The sequence below is a fragment of the Pseudomonas sp. LFS074 genome, assembly GCF_047978165.1.
GTDB classification, from domain to species: domain Bacteria; phylum Pseudomonadota; class Gammaproteobacteria; order Pseudomonadales; family Pseudomonadaceae; genus Aquipseudomonas; species Aquipseudomonas putida_P.
In genome coordinates, this window is the sequence record NZ_JBFPFV010000003.1 from 235,243 (window position 1) to 252,500 (window position 17,258).

Consider the following 17,258-nt stretch of genomic DNA (forward strand, 5'->3'; position numbering starts at 1 on the left):
CTCAAGTCATGTCCGAAGCCCGCGCGTTTCTCAACCTCAAGCTGCAAAACTATCATCGGCTCAAATCCGACCTCGCACTGAGCGGCCATGCGCTGGAAAAATTTGATGTTCTAAATTCGCACATTGCCAATACGGTGGTGCGTAGCGGTGAGCTTATCATCATTGGCGACCCCACCACGGCTTCCTGCACCAGCCAGGAAGCCTGGATGATGAGGCAGGCTGCCATTGTGCACATGGGGCTGATGCGCAACGGCCAAGGTGTGGATAACTTCTTTCTGGATAATTTCGAGACTTTGAAAAGCCTGATCGCGCATGCGTCAATGGGCGCTGGAATGGTCAGTGACGGATGGAGCAGGCACCTGAGGGCTATCGAGGTCACCTTGATGGATATCGAAAAACTCCACCAGCAGTTTCTTGGGTCAGGAACGATGACAGCCCGCGAACAGTTCTATGCGAAGCGATCGGCCTTGTTCATGAAACTGGATGAACAGTTGGGCAAGATGGCGGCTTATGGTTCAGGCCTGAGAAACAAGGGATCGATCAAAAGGACGCTGGGAATATCCACCAAGCGTTATATTCACACAGGCGAAATAGCCGGTTACGCCAACAAGGTAGCCAGTGTCGCGAGGGCATCCAGCTTGATCAAACAAGGAACTTACATAGGGTAGCACTTGAAATCGCAGCCACTGGACTGGATATCCACAACGCTTGTACGCTCGGTCACGAAGAGGATTGCACAAGGGCAAAGTACATCGACGGAGGCTCACTCGTGGGAGGCCTTGCAGGAGGCGGTGCAGGCGGATATTTGGGTGGAGCTATTATCGCGCCAGTTTTATGCGCAGCGATCGGGTTACCAACAGGTGGAACAGGTGGGCTTCTTTGTGCAGTTATAATTGGTGCCGCAGGCGCCACAATTGGAGGCAAGGCTGGTGGGGAGAAAGGTGAAGCTTACGGCGATTTTTTGTATAGAGCGCTCTCAAACTGATGGCTATTGAAGATGGGATCATTGCAGCCGTCATTATAAATTTGATTATCATCACAATGATCACTCAGTTTTTTGTCGCCTCACGACGCACAGAATATTTTGAATCCCTATTCCCCAAAAGCAAATATATAAAACAAAACAAACTACTCTACGAGCGAGCCGGATCAATCGGCAAGATGATGCGCACGGGCGCAATCTCAACAATACTTGCATTACCATCTTTTTTTACAAAAAGAAATCTAGTAGATAGGCAAGAGATCGAAGGCTTTCCGAAAAAAACCAAGATCTTACTTGTAACACTTTGGGCGCTGCACATCACTCTATTCAGCGCCTTGATAATAGCGCATTACCTATAACGGTTTAGCAAGCGCATTACGTAACTTGCAAACAATATGGCTGCCAACACAATAAAAAAATCGCGGGCGGGTCCCCTTCCCTCTGGTGCGCAGTTACAGAGGAAAGGCCGCCCGGTCCGCGATGAAGTCCTCGCTTGTCAATCCTTCTTGCGATACCCCTCGACGATGGCCGAGAAATCCTTGCCCCCTTCGCCGCGCAGGCTCATGGCCTGATACAGCTGCTGGGCCACAGCCCCGAGGATCACCGGCTGGTGAGCCTGGCGTGCCGCTTCGGTAGCCAGCCCCAGGTCCTTGAGCATCAGTTCGGCGCCAAAGCCACCGGTGTAGCCACGCGATGCCGGCGCGGTTTCAATGATACCCGGCCACGGGTTGTAGGTGTCCGAGCTCCAGCAACGCCCGGTCGAGCTGTTGATGATGCCGGCCAGCACCTTGGTGTCGATACCCAACGCGTTGCCCAGGGCCATGGCCTCGGACACGCCGATCATCGAAATACCCAGCAGCAGGTTGTTGCAGATCTTGGCAATCTGCCCGGTGCCGACTTCCCCGCAGTGCACGATGTTGCGGCCCATCTGCTCGAGTACCGGCTTGAGGCTGGCGAACAGCTCGGCACTGGCGCCGACCATGAAGGTCAGGGTGCCAGCCGCCGCGCCGCCAGTACCACCGGACACCGGCGCGTCACCCATGTCCACACCTTTGCCCGCTGCGGCCTTGGACACATCACGGGCGGTCTGCGGGTCGATGGTGCTGCAGTCAACGGTCGGCGTGCCGGGACGAATACCGGCCAACACGCCGTCCTCGTTCAAGTACACGCTGCGCACATGGGCTGCGGCCGGCAGCATGGTGATCACCAGTTCGCTGTTGGCTGCCGCGTCCTTGGGCGACGGGCTGATCTGCCCGCCCAGTTCTGCCAACTCGGCCAGCACGGCCTTGTTCAGGTCGAACAGGTTCAGCTGGTGCCCGGCTTTGATCAGGTTGCGGGCCATGGGCGCGCCCATGTTGCCCAGGCCGATGAATGCGATACGCATGACTTCTCCTTAGCGCAGGCTGATGGTGGTGTTCACACCGTCGTTGACGCTGTCGTCATCGAACCAGCGGGCAGTGACGGTCTTGGTCTGAGTGTAGAACTGCACCACTTGCTTGCCGTACGGGCCGAGGTCGCCGAGCTTGGAGCCACGTGAGCCGGTAAAGCTGAAGAACGGTACCGGTACCGGAATCGGGATGTTGATGCCGACCTGGCCGATATCGATTTCGCTCTGGAACTTGCGTGCTGCCGCGCCGCTTTGAGTAAACAGGCCGGTGCCGTTGCCGAACGGGTTGGCGTTGACCAGGGCGATGGCCTCGTCGAGGGTATCGACTTCCAGGGTCACCAGCACCGGGCCGAAGATTTCCTGGGTATACACCTGCATATCGGTCTTCACGCCCGAGAACAGGGTCGGGCCAACGAAGTTACCTTGCTCGTAACCCGGCACCTTGACGTCGCGGCCGTCCAGCTCAAGTTTGGCGCCTTCCTTGATACCGCTTTCGATCAGGCCCAGGACGCGCTCCTTGGCGCGCTTGGAAACCACCGGGCCAACGTCGGTGCCTGGCTCACAGCCGGCATTGACCTTGAGCTTGCTGGCGGCTGCCTTGATATCTGGCAGCCATTCGCGGGCCTTGCCCACCAGCACCGCCACCGAGGTGGCCATGCAGCGTTGGCCCGCCGCACCAAAGGCAGCCCCTACCAAAGCATTGATGGTTTGCGTACGGTTGGCATCGGGCAGCACCACCGCATGGTTCTTGGCGCCCATCATCGACTGCACGCGCTTGCCGTGTTGGCTACCGAGGTTGTAAACGTGGGTGCCGACTTCGGTTGAGCCGACGAAGGAAATCGCCTTGATGTCCTGGTGGGTGCAAATGGCATCCACCACCTGCTTGCCGCCGTGCACCACGTTCAGCACACCGGCCGGCACACCGGCTTCCAGCGCCAGCTCCACCAGCAGCATGGTCGACAGCGGGTCTTGTTCGGACGGTTTGAGCACGAAGGTGTTGCCGCAGACGATGGCCATGGGGAACATCCACAGCGGGATCATCGCCGGGAAGTTGAACGGGGTGATGCCGGCGCACACACCGATCGGCTGGCGCAGGGTGTAGGTGTCGACACCGCTTGCGACGTTTTCGGCAAATTCGCCCATCTGCAGGGTGCCGATGGAGGCGGCGTGCTCGACCACTTCCAGGCCGCGGAAAATATCGCCTTCAGCATCGGCCAGGGTTTTGCCTTGTTCGGCACTGAGCACCTGGGCAATGCGTTTGGTGTGTTCGCGGATCAGCGCCTGCAGCTTGAGCATGATGCGCATGCGCGCGCCGATCGGGGTGTCGCGCCAGGTCTGGAAGGCTCGGTGGGCCGCGGCCACGGCAGCGTCGACTTCCTCGACGGTGGCGAACGGTACGCGCGCCAGCACTTCCTGGCTGGCCGGGTTGACGATGTCGCGCCATTCGGTGGTTTTGGACTCGACCCACTGGCCGTCAATCAGCAGCTTCACCTGCTCGACCTTGGTGCTGTTAGGGGATTGCGGTGCGTTCATCTGCGTTCTCCTTGGAATTATTGTCGGGACGAGATCGCCAGCGCCGGGCAAACGCGAGGTGGCGTCCTGAGGCTTGTTTCGAGTATAGATGTGCAAACATCCAACAAGAACGCACAAAAAAACCGGATCATCATGCAAAAAGACCTCACATCCCTGAGCGCGCTCAACTGGGACGATTTGAAGTTCTTCCTTGAAGTGGCCCGCACCCGCAAGGCCAGCAGTGCCGCCAAACGGCTGAGTGTGGACTACACCACCGTGTCGCGGCGCATCAGCTCGCTGGAGGGCGCGCTGGGTACCTTGCTGTTCGAAAAGTCGCGGACCAACGGCTTTGTGTTGACCGCCGAGGGCCAGCGCTTGCTGGGTTATGCCGAATCGATCGAGAGCACGCTGCACATGGCCTGCGAGCAGGTGTCCGGGTCGGGTGTGGCGTTGTCGGGGCATGTGCGCATGGGCTGCACCGAGGGCTTTGGCAGCTTCTTCATCACCCCGCAGCTCAGCCATTTCGTCGATGCCTACCCGGCGATTTCGGTGGACATCCTGCCGCTGCCGCACTTCATCAGCCTGTCCAAACGCGAGGCGGACATCGTCATCGCGCTGGAGCGGCCGGAGCATGGGCCTTATGTGTGCTGCAAACTGTGCGACTACCGCTTGCGGCTGTATGCGACCCAAGACTACCTGGACAACCACGCGCCGATCCGCCAGGTGGCGGACTTGGCCAAACATCCGTTCATCAGTTACGTGGATGACCTGGCGTTCAGCTCCGAGCTGCTGTACCTGGCCAACCTCATCCCCAGCGCCAGCGCGCATTTGCGCAGCACCAGCGTGATCGCGCAGTACACCGCAGCGTTGCAGGGGCGAGGGTTGGCGATCTTGCCGTGCTTCCTCGCCGCGCAGGACCCTCGGCTGGTGACGGTGTTACCGGAGGAGATCGAGGTGACGCGCCAGTTCTGGATGTACTGCCGGGAGGACTTGAGAAAGTTGAAGCGGATTACCCTGTTGTGGGATTACATCCGAGGTGTGACGGAGACGAATGCGCCGTTGCTGATGGGTGACACACGCCAGATGCGCTTTGCTCAGGAATGATGGGGTTGCTGTGCAACCCCAAACCCTCCCGTCAGTAAGACGCCACCACGATAGACACGCGCCGGTTCTCGGTGCGCCCGGCACTGGTGCGGTTGTCCGCCACCGGCTGGGTACTGCCCAGGCCACGGCTCTGGATGTTCTGCGGCTGCATGCCGACCCCGACCAGCGCCTTGGTCACGCTCTGAGCGCGGCGTTCGGACAATTGCTGGTTATACGCCGCCTTGCCCGAGGCGTCGGCGTGCCCGTCCACCCGCACGCCCTGGATGCCAACGCTGAGCAGTGCCTTGCCAATGCGCTCGACAATCGCCTGGCTCTGGCCGTTGAGGCTGTCCAGGTCACTGCCGAACAGCACCTTGCCAGACAAGTCGTACGCCCAGCCTTCGTCGGTCGGGGTAAAGCCCTCGCGCTTGAGCACGGCAATCTGTTCGGGGGTAAGGCCCTTGGGAGGGGCGGTCTGGCAGCCAGTCAGTGCCAGCACGGCGAGCAACAAGGCCCACAGCGGGAAACGTAAAGCCTGTATCACGGGTTCAGCTCCTGTTCTTGATTTCGTTGGCGGACCGTTCCGTCTGCGCCACTTGCCAATGGCCACGGCGTTTACGCTTGGCCTGGTACATCGCCGCATCGGCGGCATTGAGAAGACTGGCGGGGTCAGCGCCGTCATCCGGGTAATAGGCAATACCGACACTCAGTGAGGTGGCGATACTGCGGCCACTGTCCAGCTGCACCGGCAGCTTCATGCTGGCAACGATCTTCTCGGCGATGTGTTCGGCGTCCTTGCGCGACTGCAAAGGTGTCAGCAGCACGGCGAACTCATCACCGCCCAGGCGCGCCACCAGGTCGTGTTCGCGCAACTGGGCGCGTACGCGGTCGGCCACGCTGATCAGAACCTCGTCGCCTACGGCATGGCCGAGGGTGTCGTTGATTTGCTTGAAGTGATCGCTGTCGAGGAACAGCAAGGCCAAGTGGTCCTGCTGCCGTGCAGCATTGCGCACGCTGCGGCTCAGGCGCCCCTCGAAGAAGGCCCGGTTGGGCAGGCCAGTCAGGCTATCGTGGCTGGCCTGGTGGGCCAGGCTCTGGTTTTCACTCTGCAGGTGGCTGTGCCACACCTCCAGTTCGTCCAGCAGGGCATTGAAGTCGTTACCCAGCTCGTTGAGCTCGGCAATCGGCGCTTCCGGCACACGCCGGTCGAAGCTGCGCTCGCGGCGGGCGGCGTGGGCGACACTGGCCAGGCCACGCAGCGGGCGGGTGATATCGCTGAGCAGGCGCCGCGACAGGTACTGGGCAGCCAAGGCGCTGAGGATGGTGCAGAACAGGATGCCGGCCAGACCGCTGAGCAGGAACAGCAACAGGCTACGGCCCTGGCCGACCAGTTCGATATGCCCGACCTGTTGTTGCTGGTGCAGGATCGGCAGGTTGACCGGCTCATCCAGCAACGCGGTGGCAACCTGCACTTCCAGTTGCGCGAGCATGTCGGTGTCGCCGCGTTGCCAGTGCGCCAACAGCTCGCCTTCGTCGTTGAAGACCTTGGCCTCAGCCACTTCCTCGGTACTGGCGATCAGCGCCAGCGATTCATTGGCGGCGGCGCTGTCATCGAACACCACCGCTGCCTCTACGGTGTAATTGATCGAGCGGGCAATCAGCTGCAGGTTTTGGTTGGCGTAGACACGCAGGGCGAGCACGCCCAGCAGGGTCAAGGAAATACCCGCCAGGCCCACGGCAAGCAAGGCGACGCTGAGGTGGCCACGGCCCAGCACCGAGCGCAGGGTGGGGCGCACGCTACGCTTGCGGGTCGGTTTCATGGCTGCACCGCCCGGCGCCGCGACAATTGCAACACACTGGGATGAATACGCACGCCAGAGCGCGCCACCGAGTCGAGGTTGACATCAAAGGCCACCTGCTGGTCGCTGACCCGCAGGCAGAACAGGCTGCCGACCGTGCAGGGGTCATCCGCCTCGCTGATGCTCAACACCGGATGGCCCCTGACACGCTGGAACAGCTGGTCGCGCTGGCCCTGGTCGAGCTTGCCGATATAGATGGCATCGCAGGCCTGGGCGACCTGGGTATCTTCTGCCAACAGGCGCCGCACCTGCAGGGGGCGACCGGATTCCTGGACATGGCCTTTGATCAGGTCATCGGCGTATTCGGTCGGACCGATCAGGCACAAGCGCAAGGGTGAGGGTTCTATAGGCCAGCGGGCGTAGCTGAAGATACCCAATACGACCTGGGTGACTGCCTGGGCGCGTTGTTGAGCCCGAGCGGCGGTTGTGGCGGAGTCTGCCTGGGCAGGGCCTGTGTAAAGGAACAGGGCGGCCAGCAATAGCGAAAGCGCACAGCTTGTCACTCGCCTTGCGGCCACGTGCATGTGGGGAGTCTCTTAAAATCCTTTCTCGAATTGGCGCAACGATAGCACAAGGCCGCTCCTACAAGGGACCGCGTTCGGTATCAGACTTGTTCCAGCATCAACCCTGAAATACGCCGCACCTTGCGCGCCACCGCTTCTTCAAAAATGCCCTGCCGAGGCTCGACCAGGCTGAAGCAGTGCTTGGCGCGGGTGATGCCGGTGTACACCAGTTCCTTGGTCAGCACCGGGTTGAGCGCATCCGGTAGCACCAGCGCCGTGTGGCTGAACTCCGAGCCCTGGGACTTGTGCACGGTCATGGCGAACACCGTTTCCACTTCGTTGAGCCGGCTGGGCAGGACGAAACGCACGCCGCCACTGCCATCGTTACGCGGGAAGGCCACGCGCAGCAGCGGCTCACCGCGCTCATCCGGCAAGTGCAGGGCGATGCCGATGTCACCGTTCATCAGGCCCAGGCCGTAATCGTTGCGGGTCACCAATACCGGGCGCCCTTCGTACCAGTGCTGCTGGCTGTCGATCAAGCCAGCATTGTGCAGCACCCGCGCCACCCGCTCGTTCAGGCCTTCGACGCCCCAGGCGCCACGACGCACTGCACACAGCAACTGGAAGTCCTCGAAGCTGTGCAGCACCTTGCCGGCCCATTGCTCCCACGCGGGGTCGTCAGCAGCGGTTTCGAGTGCTGGCCGATAGCGGCCAAGGGTACGCAGGTAGCTGCGGTAGCCTTGCGGGCCGTCGCTGCCGCGGTTGAGGCCATCGAGCAACAGGCGGTCGAAAGCACGGTCCTGCTCGTGCTTGAGTGCCAGGCTGTGCACGTCGGCGGGTGGCGTGGCCAGCAAGTTGCGCGCCGCATGGGAGTCCTGCCGGTTGACCAGCCGGGCCAGTTGGCCAATGCCGCTGCCTTCACCGAAGCGTCGCGAAAAACGCAGCATCACCACTTGCTGGGCCAGTGGATTGCGCTGTTCGTCGCCAGCCTTGAGGCCACTGCCGGCCAGTGACTCGCCACTGATCTGTTCCAGCCATGCTGCGGTCGCCGGCGAGTAATAGCCCTCTTCGGCATCCCGGCACAAGTCGCCCAGCACCGCACCGGCTTCCACCGACGCCAACTGGTCCTTGTCGCCCAGTAGCACCAGGCGTGCCCGAGGCGGCAAGGCATCGAGCAGGTTGGCCATCATTTCCAGGTCGATCATCGATGCTTCGTCGACCACCAGCACATCCAATGGTAACGGGTTGCCAGCATGGTGGCGGAAGTGCCGGGAGCCCGGGCGGCTACCGAGCAGACGATGCACGGTGCTGACTTCTGTGGGAATGTGCCCACGCACTTCGGCGCTGACCTGCAGGCGCTCGACCTGCTGGCCAATGGATTCGGTGAGGCGCGCAGCGGCCTTGCCGGTCGGCGCGGCCAAGCGGATGCGCAGCGGCCTGCCCTGCTCCACTGCCGGCCCTTGCAGCAAGGCCAGCAGGCGCACCACAGTGGTGGTCTTGCCCGTGCCGGGGCCACCCGTGATGATGCTGAAACCGGCACGGGTGGCCAGCGCGCAAGCGAGCTTCTGCCAGTCTACCTGGCCAGCTGGCGCACCACCGTCGAACAGCTGAGCCAGGCGACCGGTCAGGTCGGTCAGCGGCGCTTCGGCCTGGGTCAGGCGCTGGCGCAGGGTATGGTCGATACGCCGTTCATAGCTCCAGTAGCGGCGCAGGTACAGACGCTGGCCGCTGAGCACCAGTGGCCGCGCTTGCTGGCCTGGGCTATCGCCCTCGGCCACCAGCGCGCTGGCAGCGATGCGCTGGCGCCAGGCATTCAAATCGAGGTTGGCCAGCAGTTGCGAGGGAAGCAGCAAGGGGCCTGTCAGCGCATCGCCCTCCGGCGGCAACGACAGGGCGAAATCAGGCTCGGCCAAGGTCTGTTGCAGGTCGAGGCAGACATGCCCGTGCCCCAGTTGATGACTGGCCAGCGCCGCCGCCAGCAATAACAAGGGATCACTGCCGGGAGCGCGCTCTTCCAGGAACGACACGAATGCGCGGTCCAGCGCGCGCAGCCAGCCCCGTTCTACCCAGCGGTCGAGCAGTTGCAGCAGGTCACCGCTGTCATGCTGTGGTGCCAGCGCCAGCAGGTGCTCGGCGTGCAACGGCGTGGGCAACAGGTCGACAAGGCTTCGGCTCATTTCACGGCTCCGGCAAACAGGTCCTGCTGTACGGGTGGGTGCTCGCCACGGAACAGCGCATCGAGGCTTTCGATCAGCTCACGCGGTGGCTTGGCGTGATACACGCCATGGCCGCTGCTGCTGGCACCACGCAGGAAGATGAACAGGGCACCGCCAACATGGCGGTCGTAATCGTAGTCCGGCAGGCGGGCACGCAACTGCCGGTGCAGGGCCAGCAGGTACAGCACGTACTGCAGGTCGTAGCGGTGCTCGATAATGGCCTTTTCCATGGTTTGGGTGTCGTAGGCCTGGATGTCCGGGCCCAGCCAGTTGGACTTGTAGTCGGTGACGTAGTAACGCCCGTCCAGCTCGAAGGCCAGGTCGATGAACCCTTTGAACATGCCGTTGAGCACGGTCGGCTGCGCCGCCGGGCGCGCCAGGCCGGGGTGGGTGTGGCGTGCGACAAGGCGGTCGAGTTGTTCAGCATCGACCTGGTGGCTGGCGAACCAGAACTCCATTTCGATCTGGTAATGATGCAACTGGCCCAGCATTACGCTCTGGTCGCTGCCTGGCAGCGGTAACGCCTCGCCCAGCAAGCGTTGCATCCACTGGCTCAGGGTGGGGATCCAGCCGGTCCAGTCGCGACGGTTGCAGCGCTGGCCAACGGTGCGCTCAATCAGCTGTGGGTTGCCGCTGACCTGGCTAAAGCCTTCACGACCCGCCCATTCCAGCAAGCCATGCAAGAAGGTGCCTGGGTTTGGCCCCCGCGGGAAACGGTGGATATCGCCGCTGTCAGCCGGGACCTCGCGCAACACCTGGGCATCGACCGTCTCGTCATCCAGCAGTTGCTGGGCCTGTGAGCTGTCGGCACCGAGGGTCTGGTCGCCTACGCGCAGGGCGCTGTAAGAAGCGATCCACCAGTGCTCGGCGGCCGCGCGGCGGGGCTTGCGTGCGGGCAGCAGCTCACGCTCGGCGTGCGGTACGCGATACGCCTGCTCATTGGCCTGCGGCAGGCCCGGGCAGGTAATGTGCGGGCATGTCGACGCCAACGCCTGCAACCAGTCCGTCAGCTGCTGCGAACCTGTCAGGGCAAGGCCGCCACCCAGCAGGTAACCCAATGCCGATCGGTGCAGCTGCGAACTCTTCTGGTTGCCACGCTTGAGGTCGGCGACCCCCAACCAGCACGCATGCTGGGCGCGGGTCAGGGCCACATAGAGCAGGCGCAGGTCTTCGGCCAGGCGCTCGTCGTCAGCGCGCTCGATCTGTTCCTGATCCGGGGTGAGGGTGAGGTGGGCGTTACCTTCGCTGTCATGCCAGGCCAGCGGCAGGCGGCTGCCGTCCACCGGCTTGCTGGTGCAGATGAACGGCAGGTAAACCAAGGGATACTCCAGGCCCTTGGACTTGTGGATGGTCACGACTTTGACCAACTGTTCGTCGCTTTCCAGGCGCAGGATCTGCTCTTCACCGGCCTGCCCGGAATTGGCGAGGTGCTCGGCCAGGTGGCGGATCAATGCCTGTTCGCCGTCCAGCTCACCAGCAGCCTGCTGCAGCAATTCGGCCAGGTGCAGCAGGTTGGTCAGTACCCGCTCGCCATCGCTGCGGCGGATCAGCGTGCGCGGCAGCTGGAAGTCATGCAGCAGGTGCCGCAGCATGGGCAACACGCCCTGGTGTTGCCAGGTATCGCGATAATGGCGAAAACGCATGACCCAGCCTTCCCAGACCCGCTCGTCCTGGTTCAGCTGGTCCAGCGCGGCCAATGACAGGCCCAGTGTAAGGCTGGCCAGTGCGGCCTTGAGCAGGCGCTCGGAGTCGGGCTCGGCGCAGGCCTTGAGCCAGGCCAGCAGGTCGTGGGCTTCCTGGGCGGCGAACACCGAGTCCTTGTCGGACAGGTACACACTGCGTACATCGCGCGCGGCCAGCTCGGCGCGGACCACCTGCGCTTCGTGGCCATCACGCACCAGGATGGCGATGTCCGAGGGCAGGCAGGGACGCAACTCGCCTTCGGCATTCTGGAAGCCTGCCGTGCCTTGCTGGCCACCATTGAGCAGCGCGACGATATGGCTGGCGCAGCTGGCTGCCAGCTGCTGGCGGTAGACACTGCTGGAAACCGGCTCTTCGCTTTCCAGTTGCCAGCACTGCAGGGCTGCACTGGTTTCGCCGTCAATCAGCAACTGTTCGCCACGGCCCTTCGCGCGCACCTCGATGAACGGCAGCGGGTTGTCATCCGCCGCGCGGAACAGGAATGCTCCCCGCCCCGTTTCACGCACTTCGGCCTGCAGGAACACCTGGTTGACCGCCGCGACCATGGCCTTGCTGGACCGGTAGTTGGTGTCCAGGCTGTGCAGGCGGTCGCGGGTGGCGCGCCGTGCAGCGAGGTAGGTGTAGATGTCGGCACCACGGAAGGCGTAGATCGCCTGCTTGGGGTCTCCGATCATGAACAGGCCAGTGTCTGCGCGGTTTTCGCTGATCTGATAGATGCGCTCGAAAATGCCGTACTGAACCGGGTCGGTATCCTGGAATTCGTCGATCAGCGCTACCGGGAACTGCTCGCGGATCAAACCGGCCAAGCGCTCGCCGGCCTCGCTGGCCAAGGCGTGCTGCAGGCGCACGAGCATGTCGTCGAAGCCCATTTCCGCGCGCCGGCGCTTCTCTACTTCGAAACGTGCCGATACCCAGCTGGCAGCATGCTCAAGCAAGGGCGCATCCGGGCTGTCCAAGGCCTGCAATTGTTGCTGCAAGCTCTGCATGGCGTTGAGGCCGGGGTGCTCAGGCGGTTCACCCTTCCAGGCCTCGGCCATGCCCGCCGGGGTCAGGCGGGTAAAACCCGTGCCCAAGTCGAGGTCAACCAGCTGTTCATCACCCGCCCAGGCACAGAGCTTGTCGAACCAGGGCTCGAAGTAACGGGCCTGCATCTTGCGGCCGTCGACCTGCTTGGCGGCCAGCGCATCGCGGCAGATTTGCCGCAGTTGCTCGGCCCACTGCGCCCATGGCGCCTTGAGCCGGGCCAGCTGCTCGCCACGTTGCTGCAGCGATGCCTGGATCAATGCTGCCGGCTCTGGCCCATCCTGCTGAGCACGCACGCGGCCAAACAGTGGGCGAATGCGCGGCAGCAAAGCGTCGGGGCTGCCCCAGTTGCCGCGCACCCAGGCCAGTGCATCGCCTTGCATGCCGTAGCAAAAACGCCGCCAGTAATCGCGCATGACCTGGCCCAGCAACTCGCTGTGGTCGGTTTCCAGGGTCTGGGTGAACAGGCTGCCGCTGTCGAAGGCATGCTCGCGCAGCATGCGCTGACACCAGCCATGGATGGTCGATACCGCAGCTTCGTCCATCCACTGCACGGCGATTTCCAAGCGGCCGGCACAACGCGGCCAGGCTTCTTGCGGGTAATCATCACGCAATTGGTGCAACAGCGGGTCGGCGCCTTCCAGTTCGCCACGGAAGAACCGTGCAGCCTCAGCCAGGCGGGCGCGGATACGTTCGCGCAGCTCTTTGGTGGCAGCGTCGGTGAAGGTCACCACGAGTATCTGCGGTGGCAGCAACTCGCGGTCGAAGCCTTGTTCGCCACCGTGGCCAAGGATCAGGCGCAGGTACAGCGCCGAAATGGTGAAGGTCTTGCCCGTGCCGGCGCTGGCCTCGATCAGCTGGCTGCCGTGCAGGGGGAAACTCAGTGCCAGGGGACGGTCCTGGGTCATGCGCCTTTCTCCGGGTTGCCCAGGGTCTGCCAAGGGGCGGTGAACAACGGGCGGTACAAGGTTTCGCACCAGCCTTCAAAGGTTTCGTCAGCCGTCAGTGCAGCAAAGTCGCGGAACTGGCGGGCCAGAGCGATGCTCTCACTTCGCTCGCCAAAGCTGGTGCGCTCGTCGCCTTCATAGGCACGGGCTGCGGCGGCCAAAGCCTTGTCGGCGTCGTCCTGGGCCAGCCAGGCGAACGCGGTCTTGGCCGCGACGGGCAGCGGCGCATTCATCGCCGCCTGACGGGCCACCAGCAGGTCGCCCAACAGCTGAGCAGCCTGTGCTTGCGGTAGCGGTGCAAGTAACAGGGTCAGGTCGCTGGCTACCAGTGCACTGTTGTAGGGATAGCCGGCCGCACAGGCGGCCAGGTGCGTAACCCAAGGTGCGATCAGACGATGCCACTTGAGGTTGTTGCGCCCGGCGCTGATTGTGTTGGGTACCGTGGTGATGCTGAGCAGGCTCTGGTCCTGAGCCTGGAACACCCGGCCCAACCAGCCTTCGAGACGGTGCTGAGCGTGCTCGAAATGCACCGGCAAAGCGCCCTCGACCAGCTGAGGCCAGCGTTGCAGCAGCTGTTGGTGACGTTGCAACAAATCGGGTAGCGGTTCGATCAACTCGCTTTGCAGCGATTCTCCGAAACCGGCCAGCGGCAGCAAACCGCAGGCCTGTAGGCGCCGGGCCTGGGCACGCAAGGCCTGTTCGGCATTGTCCGGCTCGGCCAAGGCTGCGCCAAGCAGGCTTTCACTGGCGCCATAGCGTTGCAGCGTATCGAGGACGAAGGGTTCTTCGTCCGGGGTTGGTGCTTCCAGCGCTTCAAAGTACACCTTCAAGCGCTGGCTGAAAAAGTGCCGTACCGGATGGCGCAGAAAGTCATTCAGTTGGGTCAGGCTCAGGGCTTCATCACCTAGGTATGGCGGCAGGCCGGGCTCGCCCTGTTCATCTGTCTCGCCATGCTGGTGCAGCAGTTGCCATTCATGGGCAAAGCTGAACAACGGGCTGCCTTTCTGGAAGTAGCGTGCGCTGAACGGCTGCAAGGGATGCTCCTGAGTCAGAGCGTGCAGCAGTTGCTCGCCCGGTTCGGCTGGCTGCCCCTGCTGCGTGCCGGCCAGATGCCATCCCGTGGCGATGTGATCGCGCAACTGGCCGATCAGTACCGAGGCCGGGCGTTCGCTATTGTCACGGATACTGCGCCCGACCCAACTGACATACAGCTGGTCGCGTGCCGACAACAGCGCCTCCAGCAGCAGGTAACGGTCGTCTTCGCGGCGAGAGCGGTCACCGGGGCGGTAGTCGCTGGCCATCAAGTCGAAGTCCAGCGGTTGCTGGGCGCGCGGGTAGTCGCCATCGTTCATGCCCAGCAGGCAAACCACCCGGAACGGGATGGCGCGCATGGGCATCAGGGTGCAGAAGTTCACCGAGCCGGCTAAGAAGCGCTGTGACAGCTTGCCCTGATCGAGGCCCGACAGCCAGGCTTCACGCACCACGGTCAGCGGCAACGGGTCTTGCAGGCCAACGGTCTCGCACACTTCAAGCCAGCTATCGCGCAGATCTTGCAGTTGCATCAGCAGGTACTCGTCACGCTCGCCCTCGGCCAGGAAAAACACCTGTAGCAAAGCATGCAGGCGCTCGCCCCACTGCGTGACGGTGGCGGGCTCGGACAAGGCCTGACAGGCGACTTCGAGCGCATCGAGCAGCGCGACCAGTGGGCCGATCAGTGCAGCGTCCAAGCCACCGATTTCATCGTAGGGTTCAATGCCGTCACAGGCCACGCCCACACCCACTGCATAGCCCAGCAGCATACGCCGCAGGCCGAAGCGCCAACTGTTCTGTTCGAGCCCGGCGGGCAAACCAAGACTGGCCCGCTGCTCGGCGTTGAGGCCCCAGCGTATGCCGGCCCCCTCGATCCAGCGGTGTAACGTGGGCAGGTCGTTTTCGCGAATACCAAAGCGAGCGCGCACTGCCGGCACGTCCAGCAGGTCGAGCACTTCGCTGACCGCGAAACGGCTGTCTGGCAGTTTGAGCAAGTGCTCAAGAGCGATCAGCAAAGGTTCGCGGCCGCGCTGGCCCTGGTCGGTCAGGGTGAACGGGATGTAGCGCGGGTCGTTGCGCTGCAACTGGCCAAAGACAGCGCGGATGTGCGGCGCGTAAGTGTCGATGGCCGGTAGCATGACGATCACGTCACGCGGGCGCAAAGTTGCGTCGGCGCTGAAGCGGGCCAACAGTTGGTCGTGGAGGATTTCCACTTCACGTTGCGGGCTATGGGCGATGTGGAAGCGGATCGAGCGATCCTTTGCAGTATCCACGGGCGGCCACAGCTCACGGGTTTCGGTGAGCGGGCGCAACTCCAGGATGTCGTCCTGCAATTGATTGAGCAGCGTGGTGGGCGAACCGTCACTGAACAGGTCGATGCGGCCATCGCTGAACACGCCCTGGTAGCTGCCCGGGTCGTCGTAGCTGTCGAGCAGGTTGATGTAGTCGCGGCCTTGTTTGCCCCAGGCGGCCAGCAACGGATGGGCATGCTGGTGCAACGACTGGTCATCCAGTTGCAGGGGCATGCCCTGCTTGCGTTGCTGGCGTTTGTACTGGTGGCGTAACAGGTCCTTGTCGGCAACGATGTCGGCCCAGTGGTGGCGGCATGGGTTATGAACGCACAACAGCACCTGGCTGAAACGCGCCAGACCGGCCAGTGCTTCCAGGGCCTGGGCGGGTAGTGAGGAGATGCCAAACACGATCACCCGCGGTGGCAGCCCTGCAGGTGCCTGCTCCAGGCTGTTGATCCGCTCGATGAAGCGTTGGTGAACCCCGGCACGGCTCTGCGCCATACCCTGCTCGCCAACATCTTCCAGTAATGCTCGCCACAACTCGGCTTGCCAACGGTTGCCCGGCGGCAGCGCTTTGCGCTCGCCACGGGCGGTGTTGAGGACATGCTCGCCTGCGGCCCAGTCCTTGAGCCAGTCGGCGCGGTAGACCTGGTACTGGTCGAATAGGTCCGCTAGCCGTTCGGCTAGCTGATAGCGCTTGCGCAGGTCGCTGTCGTCGGTAAGGAAGCGCCGCAGCGGCTCGAAATGAGGGCGTTCGATCAGGGCGGGTAACAGGCGCATCAGGCGCCAAGTGAGTGGGGCCTTGTCGAGCAGGGAAACTTCGGGAATTTCGTCACGGCCCAGCACGCTGCGGTATAGCTGCCACATGAAGCTACCGGGTAGTTGCACATCGATTGCGGCGGCGATGCCACAGCCGCCCAGGTCATCTTCCAGCGGGTCTTCGGCCAGGGCCAACTTGAGCCATTGGGCGATGCCATTGCTTTGCACCAAGGCTATTTCGTTTTCCAGCGGCGCCAGGGGATAGCGACGCATCCAGCTCACTACCAGGCTGCGCAGGTCGTCGAGGCGGTTGCCGTGGACGATCATGAAGCCGGGGTGGAGAGTGGTAGTAGCCATAGTGCATTCCCTGGGAGCGGTTGATTCCGGTGCAAAACCATATCACGAGGCATGCCTTGGACCATGGCATGCGTGGAGACAAATCTTTTTCTGGCCCCAAAGACAAAACCCCTACCTGCATGCGCAGATAGGGGTTTTGCGAAATAAATCTTGACGATGACCTACTCTCACATGGGGAAACCCCACACTACCATCGGCGATGCATCGTTTCACTGCTGAGTTCGGGATGGGATCAGGTGGTTCCAATGCTCTATGGTCGTCAAGAAATTCTGTAGCCAGAATGTCCAGATGGACAGCCCAGCGAATTCGGATATGTGATTGTGTGGTTCGTTGCGAACTTTCGGTTCGTATCATCTTCACCACCGCAATTTGGCTGACGCACAAATTGCTTGGGTGTTATATGGTCAAGCCTCACGGGCAATTAGTATTGGTTAGCTCAACGCCTCACAGCGCTTACACACCCAACCTATCAACGTCGTAGTCTTCGACGGCCCTTTAGGGGATTCAAGATCCCAGTGAGATCTCATCTTGAGGCAAGTTTCCCGCTTAGATGCTTTCAGCGGTTATCTCTTCCGAACATAGCTACCCGGCAATGCCACTGGCGTGAC

The 17,258-nt window shown here is 62.3% G+C and carries 10 protein-coding genes, 2 rRNA genes and 1 pseudogene (1 of these 13 running past the window's edge); 3 read left to right on the forward strand and 10 right to left on the reverse strand.

The window, feature by feature from the left end; genetic code table 11:
* Positions 1-8: 8 nt before the first annotated feature.
* Together ACNQP3_RS25100 and ACNQP3_RS25105 are read left to right on the forward strand one after the other, a co-directional pair.
* Positions 9-985 (forward strand): annotated as a pseudogene (locus ACNQP3_RS25100) (hypothetical protein).
* A complete protein-coding gene (locus tag ACNQP3_RS25105; RefSeq protein WP_256217838.1) occupies positions 985-1,341 on the forward strand; it encodes a hypothetical protein in 357 nt (118 codons plus the stop codon). Before ACNQP3_RS25100 ends, ACNQP3_RS25105 begins: the two are co-directional and overlap by 1 nt.
* Before the next feature lie 137 nt (positions 1,342-1,478).
* Here ACNQP3_RS25105 and mmsB read toward each other — a convergent pair whose 3' ends face one another.
* Together mmsB and ACNQP3_RS25115 are read right to left on the reverse strand one after the other, a co-directional pair.
* Positions 1,479-2,366 (reverse strand): 3-hydroxyisobutyrate dehydrogenase, encoded by an 888-nt coding sequence (mmsB, locus tag ACNQP3_RS25110; RefSeq protein ID WP_012274200.1) that lies wholly within the window; start codon positions 2,364-2,366, stop codon positions 1,479-1,481.
* A gap of 9 nt (positions 2,367-2,375) precedes the next feature.
* Positions 2,376-3,902, reverse strand: a complete 1,527-nt coding sequence (locus ACNQP3_RS25115) for a CoA-acylating methylmalonate-semialdehyde dehydrogenase (protein ID WP_012274201.1) — start codon at positions 3,900-3,902, stop codon at positions 2,376-2,378.
* Positions 3,903-4,034: 132 nt separating this feature from the next.
* Between ACNQP3_RS25115 and ACNQP3_RS25120 the strand changes: the two genes are divergently transcribed.
* Positions 4,035-4,985 carry a LysR family transcriptional regulator gene (locus ACNQP3_RS25120; protein ID WP_012274202.1) on the forward strand — a complete coding sequence of 317 codons (951 nt, stop codon included), beginning with the start codon at positions 4,035-4,037 and terminating at the stop codon, positions 4,983-4,985.
* Positions 4,986-5,016: 31 nt separating this feature from the next.
* Here the strand turns inward: ACNQP3_RS25120 and ACNQP3_RS25125 are convergent, their stop codons facing one another.
* The 8 genes from ACNQP3_RS25125 to ACNQP3_RS25160 form a co-directional block, all read right to left on the reverse strand.
* A complete protein-coding gene (locus ACNQP3_RS25125; protein ID WP_060494114.1) occupies positions 5,017-5,508 on the reverse strand; it encodes an OmpA family protein in 492 nt (163 codons plus the stop codon).
* Positions 5,509-5,512: 4 nt separating this feature from the next.
* Complete coding sequence (locus ACNQP3_RS25130) at positions 5,513-6,784, reverse strand: diguanylate cyclase domain-containing protein (RefSeq protein ID WP_012274204.1); 1,272 nt, start codon at positions 6,782-6,784, stop codon at positions 5,513-5,515.
* Positions 6,781-7,347: a YfiR family protein gene (locus ACNQP3_RS25135; RefSeq protein ID WP_264316553.1), complete on the reverse strand. Its 567-nt coding sequence runs from the start codon at positions 7,345-7,347 to the stop codon at positions 6,781-6,783. The genes ACNQP3_RS25130 and ACNQP3_RS25135 overlap by 4 nt, the downstream gene beginning before the upstream one ends.
* Positions 7,348-7,427: 80 nt before the next feature.
* The gene (gene recD / locus ACNQP3_RS25140; protein WP_069942671.1) at positions 7,428-9,503 is read right to left on the reverse strand and encodes an exodeoxyribonuclease V subunit alpha; all 2,076 of its coding nucleotides are present in this window, start codon (positions 9,501-9,503) and stop codon (positions 7,428-7,430) included.
* Positions 9,500-13,174 (reverse strand): exodeoxyribonuclease V subunit beta, encoded by a 3,675-nt coding sequence (gene recB, locus ACNQP3_RS25145; protein WP_264316554.1) that lies wholly within the window; start codon positions 13,172-13,174, stop codon positions 9,500-9,502. The genes recD and recB overlap by 4 nt, the downstream gene beginning before the upstream one ends.
* Positions 13,171-16,650 carry an exodeoxyribonuclease V subunit gamma gene (recC, locus tag ACNQP3_RS25150; RefSeq protein ID WP_264316555.1) on the reverse strand — a complete coding sequence of 1,160 codons (3,480 nt, stop codon included), beginning with the start codon at positions 16,648-16,650 and terminating at the stop codon, positions 13,171-13,173. Before recC ends, recB begins: the two co-directional genes overlap by 4 nt.
* A 148-nt stretch (positions 16,651-16,798) precedes the next feature.
* A 5S ribosomal RNA gene (gene rrf, locus ACNQP3_RS25155) occupies positions 16,799-16,914 on the reverse strand.
* A gap of 136 nt (positions 16,915-17,050) precedes the next feature.
* Positions 17,051-17,258, reverse strand: a 23S ribosomal RNA gene (locus ACNQP3_RS25160) (it continues 2,685 nt past the right edge of the window).

What these genes read in the sequence shown, in the direction of transcription:
- recC (WP_264316555.1), bottom strand. Translation starts at nt 16,650, where the DNA reads ATGGCTACTACCACTCTCCACCCCGGCTTCATGATCGTCCACGGCAAC.
- ACNQP3_RS25130 (WP_012274204.1), bottom strand. Translation starts at nt 6,784, where the DNA reads ATGAAACCGACCCGCAAGCGTAGCGTGCGCCCCACCCTGCGCTCGGTG.
- ACNQP3_RS25115 (WP_012274201.1), bottom strand. Translation starts at nt 3,902, where the DNA reads ATGAACGCACCGCAATCCCCTAACAGCACCAAGGTCGAGCAGGTGAAG.
- recB (WP_264316554.1), bottom strand. Translation starts at nt 13,174, where the DNA reads ATGACCCAGGACCGTCCCCTGGCACTGAGTTTCCCCCTGCACGGCAGC.
- mmsB (WP_012274200.1), bottom strand. Translation starts at nt 2,366, where the DNA reads ATGCGTATCGCATTCATCGGCCTGGGCAACATGGGCGCGCCCATGGCC.
- ACNQP3_RS25135 (WP_264316553.1), bottom strand. Translation starts at nt 7,347, where the DNA reads ATGCACGTGGCCGCAAGGCGAGTGACAAGCTGTGCGCTTTCGCTATTG.
- ACNQP3_RS25120 (WP_012274202.1), top strand. Translation starts at nt 4,035, where the DNA reads ATGCAAAAAGACCTCACATCCCTGAGCGCGCTCAACTGGGACGATTTG.
- ACNQP3_RS25105 (WP_256217838.1), top strand. Translation starts at nt 985, where the DNA reads ATGGCTATTGAAGATGGGATCATTGCAGCCGTCATTATAAATTTGATT.
- recD (WP_069942671.1), bottom strand. Translation starts at nt 9,503, where the DNA reads ATGAGCCGAAGCCTTGTCGACCTGTTGCCCACGCCGTTGCACGCCGAG.